This is a genomic window from Sphingomonas sp., assembly GCF_036402235.1.
In the GTDB taxonomy this organism is placed as follows: domain Bacteria; phylum Pseudomonadota; class Alphaproteobacteria; order Sphingomonadales; family Sphingomonadaceae; genus Sphingomonas.
Genome location: NZ_DASWTG010000006.1, coordinates 1 through 26,785 on the forward strand (window position 1 = coordinate 1; position 26,785 = coordinate 26,785).

A 26,785-nucleotide genomic window follows, 5' to 3' on the forward strand; every position below is an offset into this window, starting at 1 on the left:
GCCGCGGTTCGGGGCGAGCGCCAACCAACACGGGGCCGCGCCGTCAATGACGGCGGGCGCGGCCCCGCTCAGTTCAGGTGCCGGCGCGGATCGCCCGCGCCCGGCGATCAGGTCACACGCTCAGCGCGCGCTGGTCTTGACCTTCTCATAGGGCACGAAATCGCCCAGCAGCACGAAGCCGCTCCACATCCGCGAGCCGCGGTCGATCAGATCGACCTTGTCGACGTTGCACAGCTGGCTGCCGAACACCTTGGTCAGCAGGATATCGTCATCGTCCAGCTGATCGGCGCCCGAACGCGGTCGGTTGACGTACAGCTTCGATCCGCTGCGATAGACGATCGCCGTCTTGTCGATGATCGTGCTGTTGTCCATGGCGTGAGTCGGCAGGCACTTGACCGGCTTGCCGGCCACGCGGCCCTCGAGCATCTTGCTCAGCTCGGCCTCACCCTTGGCGTTGACCTTCTCGTCCGCCATTGCGGCGCCGGGCAGCGCGATCAGCGCCAGCGCAGCGGCTGCAAACAACTTACGCATCGGTAATCTCCAATCGATTTCAGTATCAGGTTACTTGCTAGCGCTAACTTCTGTACTCGCCCTCAGCTTACGCTGCGCTGAACCGAAGCTTACGTCGCGATGAACCGTTACAGATCAATACCACATCCGATCGAACCGCGCACCAAGTCCCGTCAGCAGCTCATATTGCGACAGGCCCGACAATGCCGCCGCAGCCGGCAAGGCATAGTCGATCGCCACCCAGTCGCCCTCGGCCAGGTCCGGCGCGGCGCTCACGTCGAGCGCGGTCAGATCCATCGACACGCGCCCGATCACCGGCACCGGGATGCCCCCGGCCTGCGCGCTCCCCTTGCCCGAAAAGCACCGGAGATAGCCGTCGGCATAGCCGAGGTTGACGATCGCCACTTCGGTGTCGGCGGCCGCCGTCCAGGTCATGTTGTAGCCGACGCCCTGCCCCGCCGGCACCAGCCGCCGCTGCAGCACCTGCACCTCGGGCCTCACGACCTGGCGGATCCGCCCCTCGAGCGCCGCCACCGGTGCCGCGCCATAGAGCGCGATGCCCGGCCGGGTCAGGTCGAACGCATAGTCCGGCCCCAGCGCGATCCCCGCCGAATTGGCGAGGCTCATCCGCCTTGCCCCCGATTTCCCGGCAAGCGCCGCGAACCGCTCGCGCTGGAGCGCATTGAGCGGCACCTCCTCGTCCGCGCTGGCAAGGTGGCTGAGCAGCGTCTCCACCCGAAGCCCGTCAAGCAGCCCGGCCGCCACGTCATCGGGCTGGATGCCCAGCCGGTTCATGCCGGTGTCGACCATCACGTCGCATGCCCCGCCGCCTGCCTCGCGCCATCGCCGCACCTGCTGCACCGTGTTGAGCACCGGCCGCGCCGTCGCCGCCGTCAGCGCGATCGCCACATCCTCCTCGCGCAGCCCATGCAGCACCGACACCGGCACGTTCAGGTCGGCGAGCGCCATCGCCTCGCTCCACGTCGCCACAAAGAAATCGCGGCACCCTGCCCCGGCCAGCCGCCGCACCACCTCGCGCGCGCCAAGGCCATAGCCATCGGCCTTCACCGCCGCGCCGCACGCGGCCGCCCCGCTCATCGCGGCAAGCGTCCGCCAGTTGGAGATCAGGGCATCGCCGTCGAGGCGCAGGCGGAGGGGAGCGGGCATCACCGCTGTGCCGCTAGTCGATTTCGAGTCCGCGCGCAAAGCGGGGCGTTCAGCGCGCCGCCGGCCTTCGATTCAACACGGCCCCGAACTCGGGCGGGAGCGTCCGCACGCGCGTCGCGACCGCCGCCCTGACCCTGGGGTGCGCGCGCACCGCCTGGACCAGCGCCGGGTCGAGATGCGGGGTTTCGAAATCGCGCTGAAGCCAGACCATCAGCCCGTCCGCTACCGCGGGCCCGTTCAGCGAGCCGATGATGAAGCCGGCCAGCGCCTCGATATCGCGTTGGCACAGCAGCGCGCGAAAGCGGAGCGTCACGTTGTTGGTCAGCACGAATACGGGATCGGCCGGCTCGGGTGCGTTCAGCAACGCATCGAGTTCCGTCTTCGCTTCCTGGCTCCGGCCCAGGCCCTTGAGGGCACAGGCACGGATCAACGCGAACTCGCGCATGCTCCCGGGCACCCGGTCACCGCCTGGGGTCCATTTCTCCCCCGATTCCCCCGTATAGCGGGTCAGCGTCCGGTCGATCAGCTCAAGCCCCGCCGCATATTGCCCGCCCTGCACCAGATAGGATGCACGGTTGATGTCGAAATTGAGGCTGTAGCGCGAGTCGGGAAGCGCCATGCTGGCAGCCTGCAGCACGTCGATCGCGTTCGTGATATTTCCCCGGCCATAGTTGATCCTCGCCAGGCGCAGGGAGATCATCGCGAACTCCGATCGCTGCCAATCCTCCTTGCCGGGCGGCGTTGCGAGCCTCTCGCGCAACAGCGCCGCGGCCTCGGCCGTCCTGCCGGCGCCGTCGAGCTCGCTGGCGAGCTGGAGCAGCGCACGCGTCATCGGCCGGACGCTCGATTCGGCGGTGCCCTTCGCCGCCAGCGGCGTGCCGCTGCGAAACCGCTCTTGTGCGTCTGCCAGCATCCGCGCACGCATCGGCTCGAGCGCCGGCCCTGCCCATGTCTCGAGCGCGGGCCACATGAAGGCCAGCCTGCGGTCGGCCAGCACGCGCAGCACCTCGTTCGGCGTGCTGAGCGGCCACCCGCCCAGGAACGCCCCGTTATGGGTCGCGATCACCGCTGCATGGGCCGGATCACCGATCAGATAGAAGGTCTTGCCGGGATGCGCATCGGGGATCGTGCCCTGCGCGCGGATCCACGGCACCAACTCGCCGGGAACCCCCGCGGGAAGATGTACGAGAGCAGGAGCAGGAGCAGGAGCAGGAGCAGGAGCAGGAGCGGGTGCAGGTGCAGGTGCCGCCTGCCAGCCCATTGCCGGAGCGCCCAGGGCCAGGATCGCCATAGCGGCCATCCGTCCCACGCAGCGAATGGACCGTTCAGCCATTGCGATGCGCCGCCAGATCGCCTTCCCTGAGGAAGAGCAGCGTCACGACCAGCGCCATCGCCACGACGATCCAGGTGTACCACAGCCCCGAATAGGGATTGCCGCTCTTCGCGACCATATACTGGCTGATCAGCGGCAGGAATCCCCCGAAATAGCCGGTGCCGATATGATAGGGGATCGACATCGAGCTGTAGCGGATGCGCGGCGGGAACAGCTCGGTCAGCAGCGCCGCGACCGGCCCGTAGGTCGCGCCCGACAATGCCGCCAGCGCGACGATGGCGATCAGGATCCGCACGATGTTGCCCGGGGTCGGCACCACCCGGTCGAGATTGTAGCCCGCATCCGCCAGCGCCTTGTCGATATCGGCGGGATCGACCGAGATCACCGGTATCCCGTTCACCGACACCGCGGCCGATGGCGTCACCTCCTTGGTATAGGGAACGCCCTTCTTCGACAGATAGTCGAGCAGCTGGCCGCACGTGTCGGCCTGCTTCGCCGCGAACGGATCATAGGCGCAGACTGGGCCGGAAACGATCACCGGCGCATCGCGCGCCGCATCCGACAGGGCCGGATTGGCGGCCTGGCCCATGATCCAGAACAGCGGGAACAGCATCAGCAGCGTGAAGCCATATCCGATGACGATCGGCTTCTTGCGCCCGATCCGGTCCGAAAGCCTGCCGAACAGGACGAACCAGAACAGCCCCGCCGCGGCACCCCCGGCCGCGAGCAGCTGCGCCGTCACCGGTTCGACGCGCATCGTGCCCTGCAGGAACGAGAGGACCGAGAAGGTCGCGGTGTACCAGATCACCGTCAGCCCCGCGGCGATCCCGAACAGCGCGACGAACAGCCGCTTCCAGTTGCCGGGATAGGTGAAGCTCTCCTTCAACGGGTTCCGCGCCACTTCGCCCGCTTCCTTCATCGCCCTGAACACCGGGCTCTCGCTGAGCTTGACGCGCATCCACAGCGAGATTGCGAGCAAGGCGATCGAGAACAGGAACGGCAGTCGCCAGCCCCAGTCGTTCCACACGCCCTCGCTCATCGTGAAGCGGGTGATCAGCACCACCGCGAGGCTCAGGATGAAGCCCGCCGACACGCTCGCCTGGATGAAGCTGGTATGATAGCCGGCGCGCCCCTTGGGCGAATGCTCGGAGACATAGATCGCCGCCCCGCCATATTCGCCGCCCAGCGCCAGTCCCTGCAGGATGCGCAGCCCGATCACGATCGCGGGCGCGGCGGCGCCGATCGCGGCATGGGAGGGCACGAGCCCCACCCCCGCTGTCGCCACGCCCATCAGCGTGATCGTGACGAGGAAGGTGTATTTGCGCCCGAGCTTGTCGCCCAGATAGCCGAACAGCACCGCGCCCAGCGGCCGGAAGCCGAACCCGACCGCGAACCCGGCCCAGGCGTAGAGCGTCTCGAGCACCGGGTTGCCCATGGCGAAGAAGGTGCGGCCGATGATCCCCGATGCGGCGAGCGTGCCGTAGATGAAGAAATCATACCACTCGAACACCGTGCCTAGCGACGAGGCGGTGACGACCTGCCGCATCTCGCTCCTGCTCGGCTCGTGCCCGGGCCGGATCCCTTCCGCCACGCTCGCCATCCAGAATCCCCCAATCCCGTTTGGATGAAGGTGTAGCGGGTTGGTGGGGAGCGGCAAGAGGTCCGGAAACTCCTCCCCTTCAGGGGAGGTGGCATCGCGCAGCGATGACGGAGGGGCCGCCGCGAAGACGGCGGGCTACGCCCGTCACCCCTCCACCAGTCTGCGGCTGGTCTCCCTCCCCTGAAGGGGAGGAATTGGAAATGCTTGGAATCCCCACTATCGCCCTCCCATGCTCCGTCTCTCCGGCCTTTCCCTCCCGCTCGATCATCCCGCCGACGCGATCGCGCCGGCGATCTGCCAGCGGCTCGCCGTCCAACCCGCCGATCTCGTCTCCTGGACGCTGTTCAAGCGCGGCAACGATGCCCGCCGCCGCAACGCGATCCAGCTCGTCTACACGCTCGATATCGCGCTGACGAACGAGGCCGAGGTGCTGGCTCGCCTTGCCGGGGACAAGGACGTGCGCCCCACCCCCGACATGGCGTACCGCCCGCCCGTCACCGCGCCGGACGGCTGGTCCGGCCAGCGCCCGGTGGTGATCGGCGCGGGGCCGTGCGGGCTGTTCGCGGGCCTGATCCTCGCCCAGATGGGGTTCCGGCCGATCATCCTCGACCGCGGCAAGGTCGTCCGCCAGCGGACGAAGGATACCTGGGGCCTGTGGCGCGAGGCCAGGCTCAACCCCGACAGCAACGTCCAGTTCGGCGAGGGCGGCGCGGGCACCTTCTCCGACGGCAAGCTCTATTGCCGGGTCAAGGACCCGCGCTTCCTCGGCCGCAAGGTGCTGGAGGAGTTCGTGAAGTCGGGCGCACCGGACGACATCCTGTGGGAGGCGCACCCGCATATCGGCACCTTCCGCCTCGTCACCATGGTCGAGAGCATGCGCGCGAGCATCGAGGCACTGGGCGGCGAGTATCGCTGGGAAACCCGCGTCGACGATCTCGAGCTGGAGCGCCTGCCGGACGGCAGGCAGCGCCTGCGCGGCCTCCACCTTCATGACGGCAGCTTCCTCGAAGCGGATCATGTCGTCATGGCCGTCGGCCACAGCGCCCGCCCGACCTTCGAGATGCTCCACCGCCGCGGCGTGTTCCTCGAAGCCAAGCCCTTCTCGATCGGCGTGCGCATCGAGCATCCGCAAAGCTGGGTCGATCAGGCGCGCTACGGCAAGTGCGCCGGCCATCCCGATCTCGGTGCCGCGGCCTACAGCCTTGCTCACCACGCCTCCAACGAGCGCACCGTCTACAGCTTCTGCATGTGCCCGGGCGGCCGCGTCGTCGCGGCGACCAGCGAGGAAGGCCGCGTCGTCACTAACGGCATGAGCCAATATTCGCGCGCCGAGTTCAATGCCAATTCCGGCCTCGTCGTCGGCATCGATCCGGCCCGCGACTATCCCGGTGGCCCGCTCGCGGGGATCGAATTCCAGCGCCACTGGGAAAGCCTCGCCTTCGAGGCCGGCGGCGGCAATTACCACGCCCCCGGCCAGCGCGTCGGCGATTTCCTCGCCGCCCGCCCCTCGACCGCGCTCGGCGAGGTCGCGCCGAGCTACAAGCCCGGCGTGACGATGACCGATCTGTCGCGCTGCCTCCCGGGTTTCGCGATCGATGCGATCCGCGAGGCGCTGCCCGTGTTCGGCCGCCAGATCGCCCGCTACGACCATCCCGACGCGGTGATGACCGGGGTGGAGACGCGCACCTCCTCCCCCGTCCGCATCACCCGCGGCAAGGATTTCCAGAGCCTCAATGTCGACCGGCTGTTCCCCGCGGGGGAGGGCGCGGGCTATGCCGGCGGCATCCTCTCCGCCGCGATCGACGGGATCAAGGTCGCCGAGGCGGTGGCGGCGAGCATCGTGGCCATGCGCTAGGGCGGATCGACATTTGGCAATTCCTCCCCTTCAGGGGAGGTGGCATCGCGAAGCGATGACGGAGGGGCCGTCGTGCGCAGCACGGCGGAATTTTGCCGAGCTGTTCCCGGCGTCTGCGCGGCCGCCCCTCCACCGCTTCGCGGTCCTCTCCTTCCGGGGAGAGCGAATGTCGATCCGTCCTGGGGCACTGCGCCGATGTCGCGGTCGCCATACTCCCCGTTTCTCAACGGACAGGAGAACGCGCCGATGCAGGAAAATCCAACATGTTACGCGACATGTTCCACTTTTCCCCTCCTAATCCGCCCTCGGCCGCCCTCCCATACCCCCTCGGAATGGCGCATTTCCGCGGCTTCCACCGCGTTCCACGTGGAACCTATTTGGTTATAACTAGGCAGATTGATGCCGCGTGGGGACATTCAGTCCGGATTGAACCTCTTCCGCCTGATCCGCGCCCAGCTCGCCCAGCGAGCCTTCGGCGCGCGCCTTGCGGCCATAGACCAGCTCGAACAGCGGCGATGCCATCAACGTCGTCACGATCGCCATCAGCACCAGGATCGAGAATAGCGCCGGGGTGATGATCCCGCGCTGAAGCCCGATGTTGATGATGATCAGCTCCATCAGCCCGCGCGCGTTCATCAGCGCGCCGATCGCCATCGCGGTCGGGTTGTCCTGCCCGGTCAGCCGCGCCGCGCCCCAGCAGGCCACGCCCTTGGCCGCGATCGACGCGACCAGGATGCCGCCCGCGATCAGGAACATCGACGGATCGGCGAGCAGCGACATCTGGGTGTTGAGGCCCGAGAAGGTGAAGAAGATCGGCAGCAGCATCACCACCGTCACCGGCTCCAGCACGCGCCGCAATTCCCTGGCGAACACGCCCCGCGGCATCACCGTGCCGAGCAGGAAGCCGCCGAACACCGCATGCAGCCCCGCCCAGTCCATGCCCAGCGCGGCGCTCGCGAACAGGATCAGCGTCACGCCGAGCAGCGACTGCGAGACCTTGCCCTCGCGCTCGGCGATGCGGCCCAGCGGCGCCAGCAGGCGCGGCCCCGCGAACAGGATGAACAGCGCGAGCAGGCCGCCGCCGACGATCGCCTTGATCGCGACCACGGGCCCTGCGCCGAGACTGGCCAGCACGATCGCGAGCACCGTCCACGCCGCCGCGTCGTCGATCGCGCCCGCCGACAGCGACAGCGTGCCCAGCCGCGTCTCGCTCAATCCGCGCTCGTGGATGATCCGCGCGAGCATGGGGAAGGCGGTGATCGCGATCGCCGCGCCCGTGAACAGCGTCGCTTGGAACTGGCCCACGCCCGGCGTGAACAGCCCGCCATTGGCGAGCAGCAGCGGCGCGATCAGCACCGCGATCAGAAACGGCGCCGCCATTCCCGCGATCGAGACCGACGCCGCGCTCTTGACGTTGGCCCGGAACTCGTCCCCGCGGAACTGCAGGCCGACAAGGAACATGTAGAGGCCGACCCCCAGCTGGGCGAGCACATAGAGCAGCGTGCGGCTGTCCTTGGGAAACAGCGCCTGCTGGAATTCGGGGAGGATCAGGCCGAACAATGACGGGCCGAGCACGACGCCCGCGATCATCTCGCCGACGACCTGCGGCTGCCCCAGCCATTTGCGCGCCGCCCAGCCAATGGCCCGGGCCGCGACGATGATGATCGCGAGCTGCGCAAAGAAATAGACGCTGAGTTCCGCTGGCGTCATCGACTTGCCTCCCCTGCCGGACTCATGCGGCCCATGCTTATGTCAACGTTATCAGCGTGAATCACAGCCGATGCAATCGCAATTGGCGGCCGGTTGACGCTCACCGCGGTTCGACAGCGATTACCATTGCCTGCGAAAGCAGAGGCCCAGGGTAAGGAAAGCCCCGCTCGCGACTCGTGGCTCCTGCAGGCCTGCCAGGATTCAAGAATCCTCCCCCGCCAGGGGGAGGTGGCGCGCGCAGCGCGACGGAGGGGGAGGAACCACGCGGCCAGCGTTCTGGAATCCGCCCCCTCCGTCAGCTTCGCTGACACCTCCCCTTGGCGGGGGAGGATTAGAAACCGATCCCGACAGACCCTAGTCCAGGTTCGGCCGCAGCCAGCGCTCGGCCTGTTCGAGACTCACCCCGCGCCGTGCGGCATATTCCTCGAGCTGGTCGCGGCCCACCCGCGCCACGCCGAAATACTCCGCCTGCGGATGCCCGAAATAGAAGCCGCTGACCGCTGCGGTCGGGAGCATCGCGAAGCTCTCGGTCAGGCTGATGCCGGTGTTGCGGTGCGCGTCGAGCATCTCGAACAGGATCGGCTTGAGGCTGTGCTCGGGACAGGCGGGATAACCCGGCGCCGGGCGGATGCCGCGATACTCTTCCTTGATCAGCGCCTCGTTGGTCAGCTGCTCGCCCTCGGCATAGCCCCACAGCGCCGTGCGCACATAATGGTGCAGCCGCTCGGCGAACGCCTCGGCGAGCCGGTCGGCCAGCGCCTTCAGCAGGATGTCGCTGTAATCGTCGATCGCCGCCTTGAAGCGGGCAAGGTGCGGCTCGATGCCGTGGATCGACACCGCGAAGCCGCCGATCCAGTCGCCCTGCCGGTCGATGAAGTCGGCGAGGCACATGTTGGCCCGCCCCTCGCGCTTCTGGATCTGCTGGCGCAGCATCGGCAGCGTGACATGCTTCTCGTCCTCGACATGGACGATGATGTCGTCCCCTTCGCGGCGGCATGGCCACAGCCCCGCGACGCCGCGCGCCGTCAGCCACTTCTCCTCGATGATGCGGTCGAGCATCTTCTGCGCGTCGGCGAACAGCGACGTCGCGCTCTCGCCCACCACCTCGTCCTCGAGGATCGCGGGATAGACGCCCGCCAGCTCCCAGGCGCGGAAAAACGGCGTCCAGTCGATATACTGGCGCAGGTCCTTGAGGTCCCAGTCGGGGAAGCTGTGCACGCCGGGCATGCGCGGCTTGCCGGGCTTCAGGCTCATGTCCGCGTCGAACGCATTGTCGCGTGCGACCGCGATCGGCACCAGCTCGCTCTGCCCCTTGTTGGCGCGGGCCTGGCGCACCGCCTCATATTCGGCCGCGACCTTCGTCACATAATCGTCGCGGATCGTCTCCGAGACCAGCGTGGTCGCCACGCCCACCGCACGGCTCGCGTCGAGCACATGGACGACCGGACCGTCATAGGCCGGCGCGATCTTGAGCGCGGTATGCACCTTCGACGTCGTCGCGCCGCCGATCAGCAGCGGCATCGTCATCTGCGCACGCTTCATCTCCTCGGCGACCGTCACCATCTCGTCGAGCGACGGGGTGATCAGGCCCGAAAGCCCGATCATGTCGGCGTCATTCTCGTTCGCCGCCTCCAGGATCTTCGACCAAGGCACCATCACGCCGAGGTCCACCACCTCGAAGCCGTTGCACTGGAGCACCACGCCGACGATGTTCTTGCCGATATCGTGGACGTCGCCCTTGACGGTCGCCATCACGACCTTGCCCTTGCCCTTGGCGCCCGGCTCCTTCTGCGCCTCGATGAAGGGCAACAGGTGCGCCACCGCCTTCTTCATCACGCGCGCCGATTTCACGACCTGCGGCAGGAACATCTTGCCCGATCCGAACAAGTCGCCGACGACGTTCATGCCGTCCATCAGCGGGCCTTCGATCACTTCGATCGGGCGATCGGCCTTCAGGCGGCACTCCTCGGTATCCTCGACCACATATTGGTCGATGCCCTTGACCAGCGCATGCTCCAGCCGCTTCTCGACGCTCCAGCCGCGCCATTCCGCGGCCTGCTTCTCGGCCACCGCGTCGGTGCCGCGGAACTTCTCGGCCAGCGCCACCAGCCGCTCGCCGGCCTCGGGATCGCGATTGAGGATGACGTCCTCGCACGCGGTGCGTAGCTCGGGCTCGATCTGGTCATAGACGTCGAGCTGGCCGGCATTGACGATCGCCATGTCCATGCCCGCGGGGATGGCGTGGTAGAGGAACACCGAATGCATCGCCCGGCGCACCGGCTCGTTGCCGCGGAACGAGAAGCTGAGGTTCGACAGGCCGCCCGAGATATGGACGTGCGGGCAGCGCGTCTTGATCTCGCGGCACGCCTCGATGAAGTCGACGCCGTAGTTGTTGTGCTCCTCGATCCCCGTCGCCACCGCGAACACATTGGGGTCGAAGATGATGTCCTCGGGCGGGAAGCCGATCCCGACGAGCAGCTTGTAGGCGCGCTCGCAGATCTCGACCTTGCGGTCCTTCGTATCCGCCTGCCCGACCTCGTCGAACGCCATCACCACCACCGCGGCGCCATAGGCCATGCACTTGCGCGCATGCTCAAGGAACTGGTCGACGCCTTCCTTCATGCTGATCGAGTTGACGATCGGCTTGCCCGAGACGCACTTGAGGCCAGCCTCGATCACGTCCCATTTCGAGCTGTCGACCATCACCGGGATGCGCGCGATATCCGGCTCCGCCTGAATGAGCTTCAGGAAGGTCGTCATCGCCTCGTGCGCGTCGAGCAGCCCTTCGTCCATGTTGACGTCGAGCACCTGCGCGCCGCTCTCCACCTGCTGCAACGCGACCTCGATCGCGGCGGTATAGTCGCCCGCCATGATCAGCTTCTTGAAGCGTGCCGATCCGGTGACGTTGGTGCGCTCGCCGATGTTGACGAAAGCGGTGGAGGAGGTGGTGGTCATCTCAGCTCAATTCCGTTCGGGCTGAGCTTGTCGAAGCCCTGCCCTTCTCACTCAAAGAAATAATGCAGCCCTTCGACAAGCTCAGGGCGGACGGCGGTCGATCACGCCGCCATCGTGAACGGCTCGAGGCCCGCGAGCCGCGTCCGCACCTCCGGGATGGGAATCGAGCGCGGCGGCAGCCCGGCAACTGCGTCCGCGATCGCCTTGATATGCGCCGGCGTCGAACCGCAGCACCCGCCCAGCACATTGACCTGTGCCTGCTCCGCCCACTCGCCGACCAGCCTTGCGGTGGTCGCGGGCGCCTCGTCATAGGCGCCGAGCTCGTTGGGAAGCCCTGCGTTCGGATAGACCATGATCAGCGTATCGCAGAGGTTGCTCAACGTCTTCACATGCGGGCGAAGCTGCTCGGCACCGAACGAGCAGTTGAGCCCGATCGTCACCGGCTTCGCATGCCGCACCGCGTGCCAGAACGCCTCAACCGTGTGGCCCGAAAGGTTGCGCCCCGACAGGTCGGTCAACGTCATCGACAGCATGATCGGCAGGTCGCGGCCCAGCGCCGTGCCCGCCTCGATCGCCGCCATGATCCCGGCCTTGGCGTTGAGCGTGTCGAACACCGTCTCGATCAGCACGAAGTCGATCCCGCCCTCGACCAGCGCATCGATCTGCTCGCGATACACGTCCTTCAGATGATCGAAGTCGATCTCGCGATAGCCGGGGTCGTTGACGTCGGGCGACAGCGACAGCGTCTTGTTGGTCGGCCCCAGCGCGCCGGCAACGAAACGGGGGCGCCCGTCCTTCGCCTCGAACTCGTCGGCGATGGCGCGCGCCATCTTCGCGCTCTCATAGTTGATCGCATGGACCAGATGCTCGGCGCCGTAATCGGCCTGGCTGATCCGGTTGGCGGAGAAGGTGTTGGTCTCGGCGATATCCGCCCCCGCCTCGAAATAGGCGCGGTGGATCGACGCGGGCACCTCGGGCTTGGTCAGCGCGAGGATGTCGTTATTGCCCTTCTGGTCATGGCTCAGCCCCAGGTCACCGGCATAGGCCGCCTCGTCGAGCTTCCAGTTCTGGATCTCGGTGCCGAACGCGCCGTCGGTGATCAGGATGCGCTTGGCGGCTTCCGCCATCAGCTTTTCACGTGCAGTCATCTTCCAACCTCGTCACCCCAGCGAAAGCTGGGGTCTTTCTCCTCTCTGGCGCGCCGCTTGTGACGCGAGACCCCAGCGTTGACCTTCGGTCGCCCTTCGGGTCGCTGGGGTGACGGTTAAGCTGCGGCGATCCCCGCAGCATCCTTTGGGCGCACGCCCAACAGATGGCAGATCGCGTAGCTCAGCTCGGCGCGGTTGAGCGTGTAGAAATGGAACTGGCGCACCCCGCCCGCATAGAGCTTGCGGCACAGTTCCGCCGCCAGCGTCGCCGCGACGAGCTGCCGCGCCGAGGGATGATCGTCCAGCCCGTCGAACAGCCGCGCCATCCAGCCGGGCACCGCGGTGCCGCACATCGCCGACATCTTCTGCACGGCAGCAAAGCTCATCACCGGCATGATGCCCGGCACGATCTCGGCGTCGATCCCCGCCGCCGCAACGTCATCGCGAAAGCGCAGGAAGGTTTCCGGCTCGAAGAAGAACTGCGTGATCGCACGGTTGGCGCCGGCGTCGATCTTGCGCTTCAGATTGTCGAGGTCGTGCGCCGCATCGGGCGAGTCCGGATGGCATTCGGGATAGGCCGCGACCGAGATCTCGAACGGGTGCAGCTTGCGCAGGCCCGCGACCAGATCGGCGGCGTTGGCATAGCCGCCAACCGGCGACACGAACTTCGCGCCCGCCGTCGGCGGATCGCCGCGCAGCGCGACGATATGGCGCACGCCTGCCGCCCAATATTCCTCGGCGACCGCATCGATCTCCTCACGGGTTGCCTCCACGCAGGTGAGGTGCGCGGCGGCGGCGATCGGCGTCTCGCGCGCGATGCGGGCGACGGTGTTGTGGGTGCGCTCGCGCGTCGATCCGCCCGCACCGTAGGTGACCGAAACGAAGCGCGGGCCCAGCGGCGAGAGCGTCTGGATCGACTCCCACAGCGTCTCTTCCATCTTCTCCGTCTTGGGCGGGAAGAATTCGAAGCTCACGTCGATATCGCCCGCCACGTCCGCGAACAGCGGCGCCCCAGGGTCCAGAACCAAACTCATGCTGCCTTCACTTTCCCAAGAGGCTGGCCCGCTTTTCGCGCCAGCCACAATTTCACCGTCAGTTCACCGCCCTCGAGCGTCTCGATCTTCACCGGCGCCATATCCGCGGCCTCGAACCATCCGAGCATCTGCTCGTCGGAGAAGCCGAGCCGCACATGCCCCTCGCGCTGCCGCAGTTCCTCGCGGTCATGCGGCGCGAAGTCCGCGATCAGCAGCCGCCCGCTTGTCCCCAGCACGCGCGCCGCCTCGCGAATCGCCGCACCCGGCTGCTGCGCGAAGTGGAGGACGTGATGCAGGATCGCCGCATCCGCCTCGTTGTCGCTCATCGGCAGCGCATAGAGGTCGGCCTGCCGCAGCTCGGCATTGGCCAGCCCCTGCCCCGACAGCTTGGCCCGCGCCAGCCGCAGCATCTCGGACGACCGGTCGATGCCCAGCGCACTCCTGGCGCGCGGCGCGAACAGCTCGAGCATCCGCCCGGTGCCGGTGCCGATATCGATCAGCCGCTCGATCGCCGTGTCACCCAGCGCCGCGACCATCGCGGCCTCGACCTGCTCCTCGGCAACGTGGAGCGATCGGATCGCGTCCCATTCGCCGGCATGCGCCTCGAACCACTCCTCGGCCGCGGCGGCGCGATCGGCGCGCACCGCCGCCAACCGCGCGCTGTCCGCGACCGCCCAGTGATCGGCGTCGTCCATCGACCACGTGTCAAGCGCAGCCAGAACAGGCTGAACGTGGCGATCGTTGCCCAGAGCGACGAACACCCAGCTGCCCTCCTTTCGCCGCTCGGCAAGGCCCGCATCGCACAGGATCTTCACATGCCGCGACACACGCGGCTGGCTCTGCCCCAGCACTTGCGCCAGTTCGCCCACACTCAGTTCCATCGACCGCAGCAGCGCAAGGATGCGCAGCCGCGTCGAATCCGCCAGCGCGCGGAAGATTTCGAGAGCGATCTTCATGGGGTTAGAGATATAAAGATATCTTTATATCAGGTCAACGGCGAGGTGCTGCATCGCATAGGCCGATGCCGGGAGCGGCGCAACAACCGATCCCTTTGCTCTGCGATACCGTAACTTGGTAACGACGGTCAGGCCGCCCGCGCTTCCTCGATGATCGGCACCAGTGCCATCAGGAACTGGTGTGCGCTCGCCTCCCAAGTGAAGCTGCGACCATATTCGGCGCAGACGGTGCGGTCCTTGGTCAGCGCCGCCGCGATCGCCACGTCGAGATCCTCGTCCATCGCCCCGGTCTCGCGCGTCAGGATATCGACCGGCCCGGTCACCGGATAGGCGGCGACCGGGGTGCCGCAGGCCAGCGCCTCGATCATCACCAGCCCGAAGGTATCGGTCTTGCTCGGGAAGACGAAGACATCGGCGGCGGCATAGGCGCTCGCCAGCTCGGCGCCGAACATCGAGCCAAGGAAGATCGCCTGAGCATATTCGGCCGCCAGCGCCGCGCGCGCCGGCCCGTCCCCGACCACTACCTTGGGCCCGGGATGCTTCGACGCGAGGAACGCCTCGAGATTTTTCTCGACCGCCACGCGCCCGACATAGAGCTGCACCGGCCCTTCGAGCCCCGCCATCGCCGGATGCGGCTCGAGCCCCGGCCGGAAGTTCGCCAGATCGACGCCCCGCCCCCAATGCCGCACCTGCGTCAGCCCGTGATCGACCAGCGCCTGCCGGATCGATGGTGTCGAGGCGAGGATCGACTGCGCAGGCGCGTGGAACCAGCGGATATAGCGCCACACCCATTCCGCCGGCACGCCCGAGCGCGCCTCGACATAGTCAGGGAATTGCGTGTGATAGGCAGTGGTGAAGGGGAAATCATGCTTGAGGCACCAGCGCCGCGCCGCGACACATACCGGTCCCTCGGTCGCGAGATGCACTGCATGCGGCTGAAACTCGTCGAGCAGATCCCCGATCGTCCGGCTGCGGACCATGGCGAGGCGGATTTCGGGGTAGGTCGGGCAGGGCACCGAGTAGAAAAGGTCGGGCGAGATCACGAGGATCTTGTGCCCTTGAGCTTCCAAAACCTTGCGCACCGACTGGAGCGTGCGGACGACGCCGTTCACCTGGGGCTCCCAGGCGTCGGTCACGATCGCGATCCGCATCTCTTCTTCGATCAAGCTGCCGCCAGCGCCTCGACCCGTTCGGGGCCGAGGGGCTCGCGTGCTGCGATCTCGTCGGCCCAATGGAGGATTTCCATCCGGCCATCGTAATGCTCGACCAGCGCGGTGCAACCCTCCACCCAATCGCCGTCGTTATAATATTCGACCCCGTCGATCTTGCGCATCTCGGCGGTATGGATGTGCCCGGCGATCACCCCGTCAACACCGCGCGCACCCGCTTCCTTGGCGACGATCTCCTCGAAGCCGCAGATGAACTCGACCGCGTTCTTGACCTTCTGCTTCGCGTGCTTGCTCAGCGACCAATAGGGCAGCCCGCGCCATCGCCGGTATTTGTTGCACCAGCGGTTGAGCGCCATCACCGCGGTGTAGGCGGCGTCGCCGAGATGCGCGAGCCAGCGATGGGACATGGTGATCGCGTCGAACTCATCGCCATGCAGCACCAGCAGGCGGCGGCCGTCGGCGGTCTGGTGGATCGCCTGGCGCTTGATCTCGACCCCGCCGAAATTGAGGCCGCTGAACTGGCGGAAGATCTCGTCATGGTTGCCCGGCACATAGATCACGCGCGCGCCGCGCTTGGCCCGCTTGAGCACGCGCCACACGATGTCGTTGTGCGCTGCCGGCCAGTAGAACTTCTTCTTGAGCTGCCAGATATCGATGATGTCGCCGACGAGGTAGATCGTATCGCTGTCGACATGATCGAGGAAGTCGATCAGCATCTCCGCATTGCAGCCGCGCGTCCCCAGATGGATGTCGGAGATCCAGATGGTGCGATACTGCTTCCGCCCGCCGATCACCCGCTCCGGGATCGCCGGATTGGAAGCGGTGAAATCTGCGAGATCGGTTACCGCCGCATCGAACGGCAGCCGAGTGATCGTGGCCATATGAGCCCCGCGAGTAAGTCCTTGCCCGCGGCGGCTAATGGCTGGCGAATGTTACAGTCAGGCGTGTTCCGGCGTCATCGCCCTGTCACGCAGTGATGGGAATATAGCCCTCTTGCCCCTCGACCCGCGCGATCCATGCCCGCACCGCCGCCCAGGGGCCAAGGTCGAACCCGCCCTCTGCGGCAACATGCGTGTAGGCGTAGAGGCAGATGTCGGCGACGCTCGGCGCATCGCCAACGAACCAGTCGCGCCCCGCCAGATGCTCGTCCATCAGCTTGAGCGCCGCAGTGCCGCCCTCGCGCTTGCCTGGCAGCATCGCGCGCTGGAGGTCATTGAGGTTGTCCTCCCCGACCAGCGTCATCCAGAAGCGCACCGTCGCGATGTTGGGCTCGTGATTATACTGCTCCCAGAACATCCAGCGCAGCATGTCCGCGCGGTCGAACGGATCGCCGGGGATCAGCGCCGTGCCTTCGGCGACATAAAATGCGGCGGCATTGCTCTCAGGCAGGAACCGGTCGCCGGCCTGCAGCACCGGAATGCGACCATTCGCATTCACGTTGGCCAGGAATGCCCGAGTCCGCGTCTCGCCCTTGAGAATGTCATACTCGCGCCGATCGAGCCGCTTCCCCGCCAGCGCCGCGGCGAGCCGGATCTTGTAGCAGTTACCGGACGCGGCATATTCGTGCAGGATCAACATGGCCATCGGCCTCCCCATTTGCTGTCGGTGCGCAGGCGCGCGGCCGCCGCCCTAGGGCAATCCGCAGCGCGGGCAAACCGCGATCGACGCACCGCCGGCCGGGATCGACATACGGGTTTCGCCCGGCTTCAGATCAGCCCCAGCTCCGCCCGCCGGCGCACCACGCCGCGATGGTACAGCCAGCCCCACAGCGCCAGCCCCGCGACGAACAGCCAGCCCCACAGATGCCGCCAGAAGGGATAGACGAAGCCTTCGGTCAGATCGCGGCCGACTTCCTTGCGCAGCAACGCCAACCCATCCTCTCCCATGGGCACCATCACCGTCTCACGCGGGGTCTGGGTGTAGAGGACGTATTCGAGCTCGGCGAAATAGGCGAACGGCATCCCGAACAGCGACCATTCGCGCACGGCATAGCCGAGCGACGGCCATTGCTGCATGTCGTCATAGGTCGGCGCGAAGCGATCCTGACCCGTGGTGACCCGCAGCATCAGCGATTCGAACTTGCTGCGGTCCCTGGGCACATGCACGCCGCCCTGGAACACGAAATAGGGCAGCTGCGCCAGCCCCGGCTCGCCGGTCCTCGGCACCTCGGCGACATGCGTCACCACCCGGCGCTTGTCGCTCAGCAGCCAGCCCCGATCCGAAAACAGGAGGATCGCCCCCAGCGCGATCACCAGCACCGCCAACACGAAATCCCGCATCAAACCCACCCCCCGATGGTCAAACCGTGCGCATCGCCCGTGACATACGTATTCAGGCCTCCGCTCGCTTTACGCAAGACTCCCCTCTTCCTATCGCGCGGCAATCCGCGGGCCAGAGACCGCGCGGGTTGCAGGGGAGGAAGCGGATGACGGAAGCTGGTGGCCGGTGGCTGCGGAACGCGATCTTCCTGATGCTTGCCTACATGAGCCTGATCCATGCCGCGGCTGCCGAGGCCGCACCCAGGCAGGTCCGTCACGCCGCCTTCCCGTCCGCCCATGTGGCGGCGCGCGACGTCACCGTCTGGCTGCCGGACGGCTATCGCAATGACGGCCCGCCGCTGCCCGTCATCTACATGCAGGACGGGCAGAATCTGCATGAAGGCTCACGCGCATTCGGTGGCCAGAGCTGGGGCGTGGGCGAGACGGCGGACCGGCTGATCCGGGAAGGGAAGATCCCGCCGGTCATCATCGTCGGCATCGAGAATTCGGGCGCGCGCGGCCGCGAGTATCTCCCCCAGCGGATCTTCGACCTGCTGCCCGAATCGAGCCGCGCGACGATCCGCGACGGGTGGGGCGGCGCGCCGCAGTCCGACGCGTACCTCAACTTCCTCGTGCGCGAGCTCAAGCCGTTCATCGACACGCACTACCGCACGCGCACCGGCCGGTCGGCGACCTTCGTGATGGGCTCGTCGATGGGCGGCCTCATCTCGCTCTACGCGCAGATCCAGTATCCGGAGGTGTTCGGCGGCAGCGCCTCACTGTCGATGCACTGGCTGCTCGGCAATTCGGGCGCGCCACTTCCCCCGCCCCCGCTTTACACGCGCGAAGTGCTGCGCGCGTTCGAGACCTATATTTCGCTCGCGCACCTCTCGCCCGAGCGGCACCGCATCTATCTCGACCGCGGCACCGAGACGCTCGACGCGCGCTACGAGCCCTATACCGCTCCGTTCGAGGCGTTCATGCGCCGTGCGGGCTGGAAACAGGGGGTGACGTTCGACAGCCGCGTCTATCCCGGCACCGATCACAGCGAGAAGGCGTGGCGGGCGCGTCTTGCCGATCCCCTCACCTTCCTGCTGGCGCCCCTCCTCTCGCCCGATGGCGACAGCGAGGCACAAGCCGATGCCGCCCGCCTCGCGCAGATCCGCACCGCGCAGGCGCCCGACGACTATCTCGTCACAAAATTCCGCACCGCCGACGTGGTGCTGCTGGGCGAGGATCATGCCGTCCGCCAGAGCATCGCCTTCGTCACCAACGCGATCCCCAAACTCTACGCGGCGGGCGTCACCAACCTGGTCATGGAGTTCGGCGCGCAGGAGGATCAGGCGCGGCTCGACCGGCTGGTCACCGCACCCGCCTATGACGCGCAGGCAGCCCGCGCGATCATGTTCAACTACAACGTGATGTGGAGCTGGCAGGACTATCGCGACATCTATCGCGCGGTATGGGCGTTCAACCGCAGCCTGCCGCGGGGCAAGCCGCCGTTCCGCATCGTCAACATGAGCTATGTATTCGACTGGAGCGGCTTTTCCGGCACCCGCACGCCCGAGACGCTGCGCCATGTCTTCCCGCGCGGCATGGTTGATCAGTTCCGCGCCGAGCGGATCGCGCGCGAGGTGCTGGACAAGCGACAGAAGGCGCTGGTGCTGACCGGGACGCTCCACGCCTTCACCCGCTTCGCCGCCGGGCAGACCCAGAGCGACGGCGACGGTTTCTGCCAGCGCACCGCCAACGCGCTCGGCAACCGGCTGCATGCCGCCTATGGCACCCGGATCACCAATGTGATGCTGCACCAGTCGCTGCCCGCCCTGCCTGGCCGGCGTGCGTTCTTCGAGCAACCCGGCGACGGCGCGGTCGAGCGGATCATGCGCCTCCTCGGCAACCGCCCCGCGGGGTTCGATCTGCGCCACGCGCCGATGGGATCGATCCGCGACTATAGCCATTACGGCATCTGCGACCGCGACTTCACCCTCGCCGACCTGTTCGACGGCTACATCTTCCTTGCCCCGTTCAACGATCTGCGCGCGGCGACCCCGGACCCCGGCTTCATCGATGAAGCCAGCCTCGCCCGAGCGATCGAGCAGTTCCCCGATCCCGACTGGACGCCCCGCCCGGCGAACCTCGAGCAAGTCCGCGCGCACCTGCTGAACATGGCGAAGCAGATCGACGCGCGCTACGCGTCGCTCGCCGATTAGATTCTGTTTATACTCGATCTTCCCCCGCCAAGGGGGAGATGGCGCCGAAGGCGGCGGAGGGGGAGGACTTCCCAACGCTCATTCTGGAATCCTCCTCCGTCAGGCTACGCCCGACACCTTCCCCTGGCGGGGGAGGATTGGAAGCCTGCGCGCCCTCAGATCCTAGCCGGTCACCAGCACGATCTTGCCCATATGCGCGCCGCTCTCCATGTGGCGGTGCGCATCGGCGGCCTCGGCGAGCGGGAAGGTCCGGTCGATCACCGGCTTGAGCGCGCCCGCCGCGACGTGCGGCCAGACGTTGCGGGCAAGCTCGTCGGCGACCAGCGCCTTGAACGCGGTGTCGCGCGCACGCAGCGTCGATCCGGTCAGCGTGAGGCGGCGGCGCATGATCTCGAACACCGGCACGGTCGCCTGCATCCCGCCCTGCGCCGCGATCGAGACGTGGCGCCCGTCATCGGCCATGCACTTGATGTTGCGGGCGACATAGTCGCCGCCGACCATGTCGAGCACGACATCCACCCCGCGCCCTTCCGTGATGTCCTTCACCCGCGCGACGAAATCCTCGGTCTTGTAGTTGATCGCATGGTCCGCGCCGTGGGCGAGGCAGGCGGCGACCTTTTCATCGCTGCCCGCGGTGACGATCACGGTCACCCCGAACAGCTTGCACAGCGAGATCGCCATCGTCCCGATCCCGCTGGTGCCGCCATGCACCAGCGCGGTCTCGCCCTCGCTCGCATAGCCGCGCTCGAACAAATTGGTCCATACGGTGAACAGCGTCTCGGGCATCGCCGCCGCCTCGACCATCGTCAGCGCGGGGGGCACCGCCAGGCACTGGCCGACCGGCGCGACGGCATATTCGGCATAGCCCCCGCCCGCGACCAACGCGCACATCGGCTGGCCGATCACCTCGCGCGGCACGCCGTCGCCGGCCGCGACCACCTTGCCCGCCACTTCGAGCCCGGGGATCGTGGTCACCCCCGGCGGCGGCGGATAGGCACCCAGCCGCTGGACGATATCGGGCCGGTTCACGCCCGCGGCATGGACGCGGATCAGCACCTCGCCCGCGCCCGGTTGCGGCACCGGCCGGTCGACGGGGACCAGCACTTCGGGCCCGCCGGGCATCTCCGGGTCGATCGCCGTCATACGCTGCGGTACACTGGTCATGCTGCTCCCCCTTGCCCCCTGAATCGGGTGCCGGGGCCACGACGTCAAGGCTTCACCGGGCCGATCTATCACCAGTTTTATCCGCCCGGGGCCGCTTGACATTGCTCCCGCGGCACCCGACGCTGCACCGCAATGGACGACGCCGATCTTCCTCGTCGCACCGACGATCCGGCCGCGCAGCTCGCCCGGCAGGACCTCGACCCGCTCTCGGTCGAGGAGCTTGGCGAGCGCATCCAGCTGCTCGAAGCCGAGATCGCACGTTGCCGGCAGAAGATGGAGCGCGCCGTTAACCATCGCGCAAGCGCGGACGCCCTATTCAAGCGATGAGCGTCGCACCCGAGCCGGAGCGTAACGCTGCTACACTCCGGTGCGAGGACGCTGCGCTTGATGCGGGAGCCCTCACTTCCAACATTGGTGGAAACGGGCCCTTGCCTCTACGGCTTGTCCTGACGGCCCGACTGGAGTTGTTCCCGAATGCCTAGTTTCGCATCCGCCCTCGAATCCACTCTCCACCGCGCGCTGGAAGCGGCCAGCTCGCGCCGCCACGAATATGCGACCCTCGAGCATCTGCTGCTCGCGCTGGTGGACGACGAGCACGCATCGAAGGTGATGAGCGCGTGCGGCGTCGATCTCGACGAGATCAAGACCACCGTCGCCCACTATCTCGACACTGAGCTTCAGGCGCTGCGCGTCGATCAGGCGACCGACCCCTCGCCCACCAGCGGCTTCCAGCGCGTGGTCCAGCGCGCGATCCTGCACGTCCAGTCCTCGGGCCGCGACGAGGTGACCGGCGCCAACGTGCTGGTCGCGCTGTTCAGCGAGCGCGAGAGCTATGCCGTCTATTTCCTGCAGCAGCAGGACATGAGCCGGCTCGACGCGGTGAGCTTCATCAGCCATGGCGTCGGCAAGGGTTCGGCTCAAGCCGAGTCCGCGCCGCCCAAAGGCGCGGCCGAGGAGGAGAAGCCGGCGAAGAGCGAGGGCGGCAAGAAGGGCGAGAGCGCGCTCAAGCAGTTCACCGTCGACCTCAACGAGAAGGCGAAGGCGGGCAAGGTCGATCCGCTGATCGGCCGCGGGCCGGAGGTCGACCGCACCGTCCAGATCCTGTGCCGCCGCTCGAAGAACAACCCGCTCTATGTGGGCGACCCCGGCGTCGGCAAGACCGCGATCGCCGAGGGCCTGGCGCGCAAGATCGTCGAGGGCGACGTGCCCGACGTGCTCAAGGAAGCCGTGATCTACTCGCTCGACATGGGCGCGCTGCTCGCCGGCACGCGCTATCGCGGCGATTTCGAGGAGCGGCTGAAGCAGGTCGTGTCGGAGCTGGAGAAGCTGCCCCACGCGGTCCTCTTCATCGACGAGATCCACACGGTGATCGGCGCGGGCGCGACCAGCGGCGGCGCGATGGACGCGTCGAACCTACTCAAGCCGGCGCTGTCGGGCGGCACGATCCGCTGCATCGGGTCGACGACGTACAAGGAGTTCCGCAACCATTTCGAGAAAGACCGCGCCCTGCTGCGCCGGTTCCAGAAGATCGACGTCAACGAGCCGACGGTCGAGGATACGATCAAGATCCTCGCCGGGCTGCGCACCGCGTTCGAGGACCATCACAAGGTCAAGTACACCCCCGACGCGATCAAGTCGGCGGTGGAGCTGAGCTCGCGCTACATCAACGACCGCAAGCTGCCCGACAAGGCGATCGACGTGATCGACGAGGTCGGCGCGATGCAGATGCTGGTGCCGCCGAGCAAGCGCAAGAAGACGATCACGCCCAAGGAGATCGAGGCGGTGATCGCGACGATGGCGCGCATCCCGCCGAAATCGGTCTCGACCGACGACACCAAGACGCTCGCTAACCTTGAGACGGACTTGAAGCGTGTCGTGTTCGGGCAGGACAAGGCGATCGAGGTGCTGTCCTCGGCGATCAAGCTCAGCCGCGCGGGCCTGCGCGATCCCGAGAAGCCGATCGGCAACTACCTGTTCTCAGGCCCGACCGGCGTCGGCAAGACCGAGGTGACCAAGCAGCTCGCCGAGCTGCTCGGCATCCCGCTGCAGCGCTTCGACATGTCGGAGTATATGGAGCGCCACAGCGTCAGCCGCCTGATCGGCGCACCGCCGGGCTATGTCGGCTATGATCAGGGCGGGCTGCTCACCGATGCGGTCGACCAGAACCCGCATTGCGTGCTGCTGCTCGACGAGGTCGAGAAGGCGCATCCCGACCTGTTCAACATCCTGTTGCAGGTGATGGACAACGGCAAGCTCACCGACCACCACGGCAAGACCGTCGATTTCCGCAACGTCATCCTGGTGATGACCACCAATGCCGGCGCGTCGGACATGGCGCGGGAATCGATCGGCTTCGGCGAGATCAGCCGCGAGGACGTTCAGGAGGACGCGGTGAAGAAGCTCTTCACCCCCGAGTTCCGCAACCGCCTCGATGCGATCGTGCCGTTCGACTATCTCCCGCCCAAGGTGGTCGAGCGGGTGGTGGAGAAGTTCATCCTCCAGCTCGAGCTCCAGCTCGCCGATCGCGGCGTGCATATCGCGCTCGACGATGCGGCGAAGGCGTGGCTCACCGAGCGCGGTTACGACAAGCTCTATGGCGCGCGGCCGATGGGCCGCCTGATCCAGGAGAAGGTCAAGCAGCCGCTCGCCGAGGAGCTGCTGTTCGGCAAGCTCGTCCATGGCGGCGAAGTCGAGGTGAAGCTGAAGGACGGCGCGCTGACCTTCGCTATCACTCCTGCGGCGCCAAAGCGGCCCAAGAAAGGCGGCGGCAAGAAGACCGTCGCGGCCAAGGCCAAGTAACGGGCTAGACCAGGAACGAGAAAGGGGCGGGATCACTCCCGCCCCTTTTTGCATCGGAACCCGCTCAGGCCGCGAGGGCTGCACCGGAAAGGCTGCGCGCCGCGTCGAGCGCCGCGGCCATGCCGGCCACGCGCGCCTCGTCACCCATCGCCAGCCCTTCGGCCACGACAAATTCGGGGGTGACCCCGATGAAACCGAACACGGCCTTGAGATACGTCTCGCCATGCTCCAGCGAAGCGGCGGGCGAACCCTCGCCGTAGAGGCCGCCGCGGGTCAGCGCGACGATCACGCGCTTGCCGCCGGCAAGCCCCTTCGGACCCTCGGGACCGTAGCTGAACGTTTGCCCTCCGATCAGGATGCGGTCGAGCCACGCCTTGAGCTGGCTCGGAATGCTGAAATTGTAGAAGCCGGCACCGATCACCACGATGTCGGCGGCGAGAAACGCCTGCAGATGTGCATTGGCTGCGGGGTCGCCGAGTACGTCGAGCGTCAGATGCGGGAGCGGCTGGGCCGCAAGGTCGTGATAGGCGGCTTCGATTCCGGGATTCTCGGCCTGCAGCCGCTCGGCGATGGCGGCGCTGACCGCGCGGCTCGCCGACACCGGGCCATTGATGCTGGAATCGATGTGAAGCAGTTTCATGGGTCAATTTCCCTGGTCTGGATTTGTGACCAGGACTAGCTATGTAACCACCCCAGGGACGCCAAGAACGCATATTTTTGAGGCCAGGTCACACCGGAATGACTGCTCCGCTCCCGCATCAGCACCAGGATTGCCGTGCCGTCAGCAGCATCCTCGCCATGGTCGGCGACAAATGGTCGGTGCTCGTCGTGATGACGCTGCGCCAGCAACCGCGGCGCTTCAATGAGCTCAAGCGCGCCGTCGACGGCATCTCCCAGCAGATGCTGACGCGCACGCTCAAGGGGCTGGAGCGCGACGGGCTGGTGACGCGCACGGTCCACCCGACGGTGCCGCCACAGGTCGAATATGCGCTGACCGATCTCGGCCATTCGCTGGCCGGTCCGGTCAGGCAACTCGGCGAATGGGCCTTCGGCAACCTGCCGGTGATCTACGCCAATCGCGAGCGGTACGACCGCGACCTGGCCTGAGCGCTACCCCCGAACGAGAGACCTGTCGCTAACGCTTCGTTATCTTTACGAGTTATTCGCGAAACCCGGGGTAGGACCTTCGATATGGCTCGGGGGTTCGCGGCACTCATTCTGGCGGCGCTGGTCGCGGCGTTCGCGCTGCTCGCGACCCCGGCACATGCGCAGTTCGCCAATCTGGGAGCGGGCCAGGTCGGCCGTCCGCTTAAGGTATGCGTGCTGCGCGCGAATCCGGGCGACGATCCCGCGCGCCTGATCCGCCAGCCCGAGCGCTTCGATTGCGCCACCCCGCAGACCAGATTCGGGCCGGGCGACTATTGGGTGATCTCGAACGAGATCGGAAAGCCATCGACCTTCGACGACCCGCTCGTCGCCCGGCTCGGCAGCGTGTGGCAGCAACGCCTGTCGTTGCATGTCCTCTATGCCGATGGCCAGATCGCGACCATGGCCGACGACAATCGCGGCATCACGCGACGGATCCAGCTCGGCGCGATCGTCGCCTACCCGATTCCCCACGCCCGCGCCCCGGTGCAGCGGCTGATGTGGCACGTCGAGGGGGCCGGCAACCTGCGCGGCATCGTCATCGGCCCGCGCCTCGCGACCAAGGCGGCGAGCGACCGCTCCAACCTCGTCATGGCGGCGATCTACAGCGGCTTTGGCGGTCTCGCGCTGGCGCTGCTGATCTACAATCTCGCGCTCTGGGCCTCGCTCCGCTACCGGTTCCAGCTCGCCTATTGCCTGATGGTCGGGGCGCTGATGGCCTATGCCTTCACCTCCTCCGGGGCGATGGCCTGGATGGTGCCCGACATGGCCAACAACGATCGGCTGCGCCTCAACTATCTGCTGCTGACCCTGGCCTGCTCCTCCGCACTGCTGTTCGCGCGCGCCTTTTTCGAGGAGCATGTGTTCGGCCCTCGGCTGCGGCTGCTGATCCGCACGACGGTCGCGATCCTCGTCGGCACGGGCATCTTCTTCGTGACGCTGGCGCCGCTCGGCGTCCAGATCGTCGATCGCGTCTATTCCTGGGTGTTCCTGGGCGTGCTGATCTGCGTCACGGCGACGCTGTGGAGCGCCTGGCGCGGCCGATCCAACTTCCTGTGGCTGTTCGCGCTGGCCTGGGCGCTGCCGATCTTCGCGGCCAGCCTGCGCACCTTTGCCAATCTGGGGTGGATCCGCTGGAACTTCTGGCTCGACAATTCGACCATCCTGTCGATGGCGGCAGAGGCGCTGATCTCCTCGGTCGCGATCGCCTATCGCATCCGGCTGCTCAGCCGTGAGCGCGACGCCGCGGTCGCCGCGGAGACCGTCGCGCGACGCCTCGCCGACACCGATCCGCTCACCGGCCTGCTCAATCGCCGCTCCTTCCTGGCGCAGGCGATCGGCCGGCAAGGGGCGCAAACGCTGCTCGTTCTCGACCTCGACCATTTCAAGCTGGTCAACGACACGCTCGGTCATGACGGCGGGGACGAGGTCTTGCGCGTCGTCGCGCGCACGCTACGGACGATCGCCCCGGCGGGCGCGCTGATCGCGCGCTTCGGGGGCGAGGAATTCGCGATCGTCACCGACATGGGCGATCCGGTCGATCCCAACACCCTCCTCTCCCGCCTTCGCGCGACACGGATGCCGTTCGATCTGCGCGTCACTGCCAGCGTCGGCAGCGCCACCGGCCCGCTCACGGCCGAGTCTGACTGGAAGTCGCTCTATCGCGCCGCCGATACGGCCCTCTTCGCTGCTAAATCAGCCGGCCGTGACCGCGCCCGCACCGCAACGAAAGCCGCCTGACCAGCGGTCAATTCAGTTGCCGTTCAGC

General features: G+C 66.9%; 21 protein-coding genes. 6 read left to right on the plus strand and 15 right to left on the minus strand.

Annotated features, from left to right (window positions below; all coding sequences use genetic code 11):
* Positions 1–120: 120 nt before the first annotated feature.
* The 4 genes from VGD28_RS00475 to VGD28_RS00490 form a co-directional block, all read right to left on the minus strand.
* Positions 121–531, minus strand: coding sequence for a hypothetical protein (locus VGD28_RS00475; protein ID WP_331026361.1), 411 nt, complete (start codon positions 529–531; stop codon positions 121–123).
* A 114-nt stretch (positions 532–645) separates the two neighbouring features.
* Positions 646–1,677, minus strand: coding sequence for an alanine racemase (gene alr, locus VGD28_RS00480; RefSeq protein WP_331026362.1), 1,032 nt, complete (start codon positions 1,675–1,677; stop codon positions 646–648).
* A 49-nt stretch (positions 1,678–1,726) separates the two neighbouring features.
* Complete coding sequence (locus tag VGD28_RS00485) at positions 1,727–2,830, minus strand: hypothetical protein (protein WP_331026363.1); 1,104 nt, start codon at positions 2,828–2,830, stop codon at positions 1,727–1,729.
* Between the two features lie 172 nt (positions 2,831–3,002).
* The gene (locus VGD28_RS00490; RefSeq protein ID WP_331026364.1) at positions 3,003–4,610 is read right to left on the minus strand and encodes an MFS transporter; all 1,608 of its coding nucleotides are present in this window, start codon (positions 4,608–4,610) and stop codon (positions 3,003–3,005) included.
* Positions 4,611–4,839: 229 nt separating this feature from the next.
* On the opposite strand from VGD28_RS00490, the gene VGD28_RS00495 reads away from it, so the two are divergent.
* Positions 4,840–6,465: an NAD(P)/FAD-dependent oxidoreductase gene (locus VGD28_RS00495; RefSeq protein WP_331026365.1), complete on the plus strand. Its 1,626-nt coding sequence runs from the start codon at positions 4,840–4,842 to the stop codon at positions 6,463–6,465.
* A gap of 387 nt (positions 6,466–6,852) precedes the next feature.
* Here the strand turns inward: VGD28_RS00495 and VGD28_RS00500 are convergent, their stop codons facing one another.
* The 9 genes from VGD28_RS00500 to VGD28_RS00540 form a co-directional block, all read right to left on the minus strand.
* On the minus strand, positions 6,853–8,175 hold the full coding sequence (locus VGD28_RS00500) for a cation:proton antiporter (RefSeq protein WP_331026366.1): 1,323 nt from the start codon (positions 8,173–8,175) through the stop codon (positions 6,853–6,855).
* Positions 8,176–8,529: 354 nt separating this feature from the next.
* Positions 8,530–11,130, minus strand: a complete 2,601-nt coding sequence (metH, locus tag VGD28_RS00505; protein WP_331026367.1) for a methionine synthase — start codon at positions 11,128–11,130, stop codon at positions 8,530–8,532.
* A 101-nt stretch (positions 11,131–11,231) separates the two neighbouring features.
* Positions 11,232–12,278 (minus strand): homocysteine S-methyltransferase family protein, encoded by a 1,047-nt coding sequence (locus tag VGD28_RS00510; RefSeq protein WP_331026368.1) that lies wholly within the window; start codon positions 12,276–12,278, stop codon positions 11,232–11,234.
* Between the two features lie 116 nt (positions 12,279–12,394).
* A complete protein-coding gene (gene metF / locus VGD28_RS00515; RefSeq protein ID WP_331026369.1) occupies positions 12,395–13,312 on the minus strand; it encodes a methylenetetrahydrofolate reductase in 918 nt (305 codons plus the stop codon).
* Positions 13,309–14,268, minus strand: coding sequence for a metalloregulator ArsR/SmtB family transcription factor (locus VGD28_RS00520; RefSeq protein ID WP_331026370.1), 960 nt, complete (start codon positions 14,266–14,268; stop codon positions 13,309–13,311). The genes metF and VGD28_RS00520 overlap by 4 nt, the downstream gene beginning before the upstream one ends.
* A 128-nt stretch (positions 14,269–14,396) precedes the next feature.
* Positions 14,397–15,419 (minus strand): glycosyltransferase family 1 protein, encoded by a 1,023-nt coding sequence (locus tag VGD28_RS00525; protein WP_331026404.1) that lies wholly within the window; start codon positions 15,417–15,419, stop codon positions 14,397–14,399.
* An 11-nt stretch (positions 15,420–15,430) separates the two neighbouring features.
* Positions 15,431–16,318, minus strand: coding sequence for a UDP-2,3-diacylglucosamine diphosphatase (locus tag VGD28_RS00530; RefSeq protein WP_331026371.1), 888 nt, complete (start codon positions 16,316–16,318; stop codon positions 15,431–15,433).
* A gap of 85 nt (positions 16,319–16,403) precedes the next feature.
* The gene (locus VGD28_RS00535; RefSeq protein ID WP_331026372.1) at positions 16,404–17,021 is read right to left on the minus strand and encodes a glutathione S-transferase family protein; all 618 of its coding nucleotides are present in this window, start codon (positions 17,019–17,021) and stop codon (positions 16,404–16,406) included.
* Between the two features lie 122 nt (positions 17,022–17,143).
* Positions 17,144–17,716 carry a hypothetical protein gene (locus tag VGD28_RS00540; protein WP_331026373.1) on the minus strand — a complete coding sequence of 191 codons (573 nt, stop codon included), beginning with the start codon at positions 17,714–17,716 and terminating at the stop codon, positions 17,144–17,146.
* A gap of 146 nt (positions 17,717–17,862) precedes the next feature.
* On the opposite strand from VGD28_RS00540, the gene VGD28_RS00545 reads away from it, so the two are divergent.
* Positions 17,863–19,908: an alpha/beta hydrolase gene (locus VGD28_RS00545; protein ID WP_331026374.1), complete on the plus strand. Its 2,046-nt coding sequence runs from the start codon at positions 17,863–17,865 to the stop codon at positions 19,906–19,908.
* A 162-nt stretch (positions 19,909–20,070) separates the two neighbouring features.
* Here VGD28_RS00545 and VGD28_RS00550 read toward each other — a convergent pair whose 3' ends face one another.
* On the minus strand, positions 20,071–21,072 hold the full coding sequence (locus VGD28_RS00550) for an NAD(P)H-quinone oxidoreductase (RefSeq protein WP_331026375.1): 1,002 nt from the start codon (positions 21,070–21,072) through the stop codon (positions 20,071–20,073).
* A 132-nt stretch (positions 21,073–21,204) separates the two neighbouring features.
* On the opposite strand from VGD28_RS00550, the gene VGD28_RS00555 reads away from it, so the two are divergent.
* Together VGD28_RS00555 and clpA are read left to right on the plus strand one after the other, a co-directional pair.
* Positions 21,205–21,399 (plus strand): DUF1192 domain-containing protein, encoded by a 195-nt coding sequence (locus tag VGD28_RS00555; RefSeq protein ID WP_331026376.1) that lies wholly within the window; start codon positions 21,205–21,207, stop codon positions 21,397–21,399.
* A gap of 147 nt (positions 21,400–21,546) precedes the next feature.
* The gene (gene clpA / locus VGD28_RS00560; RefSeq protein ID WP_331026377.1) at positions 21,547–23,871 is read left to right on the plus strand and encodes an ATP-dependent Clp protease ATP-binding subunit ClpA; all 2,325 of its coding nucleotides are present in this window, start codon (positions 21,547–21,549) and stop codon (positions 23,869–23,871) included.
* 64 nt (positions 23,872–23,935) lie between these two features.
* On the opposite strand, the gene VGD28_RS00565 is transcribed toward clpA, so the two are convergent.
* Complete coding sequence (locus VGD28_RS00565) at positions 23,936–24,511, minus strand: FMN-dependent NADH-azoreductase (RefSeq protein ID WP_331026378.1); 576 nt, start codon at positions 24,509–24,511, stop codon at positions 23,936–23,938.
* Between the two features lie 98 nt (positions 24,512–24,609).
* Here VGD28_RS00565 and VGD28_RS00570 point away from each other — a divergent pair, with 98 nt between their 5' ends.
* Together VGD28_RS00570 and VGD28_RS00575 are read left to right on the plus strand one after the other, a co-directional pair.
* Positions 24,610–24,978, plus strand: coding sequence for a helix-turn-helix domain-containing protein (locus VGD28_RS00570; protein ID WP_331026379.1), 369 nt, complete (start codon positions 24,610–24,612; stop codon positions 24,976–24,978).
* A gap of 84 nt (positions 24,979–25,062) precedes the next feature.
* Positions 25,063–26,757 carry a diguanylate cyclase gene (locus VGD28_RS00575; protein WP_331026380.1) on the plus strand — a complete coding sequence of 565 codons (1,695 nt, stop codon included), beginning with the start codon at positions 25,063–25,065 and terminating at the stop codon, positions 26,755–26,757.
* Positions 26,758–26,785: the final 28 nt, after the last annotated feature.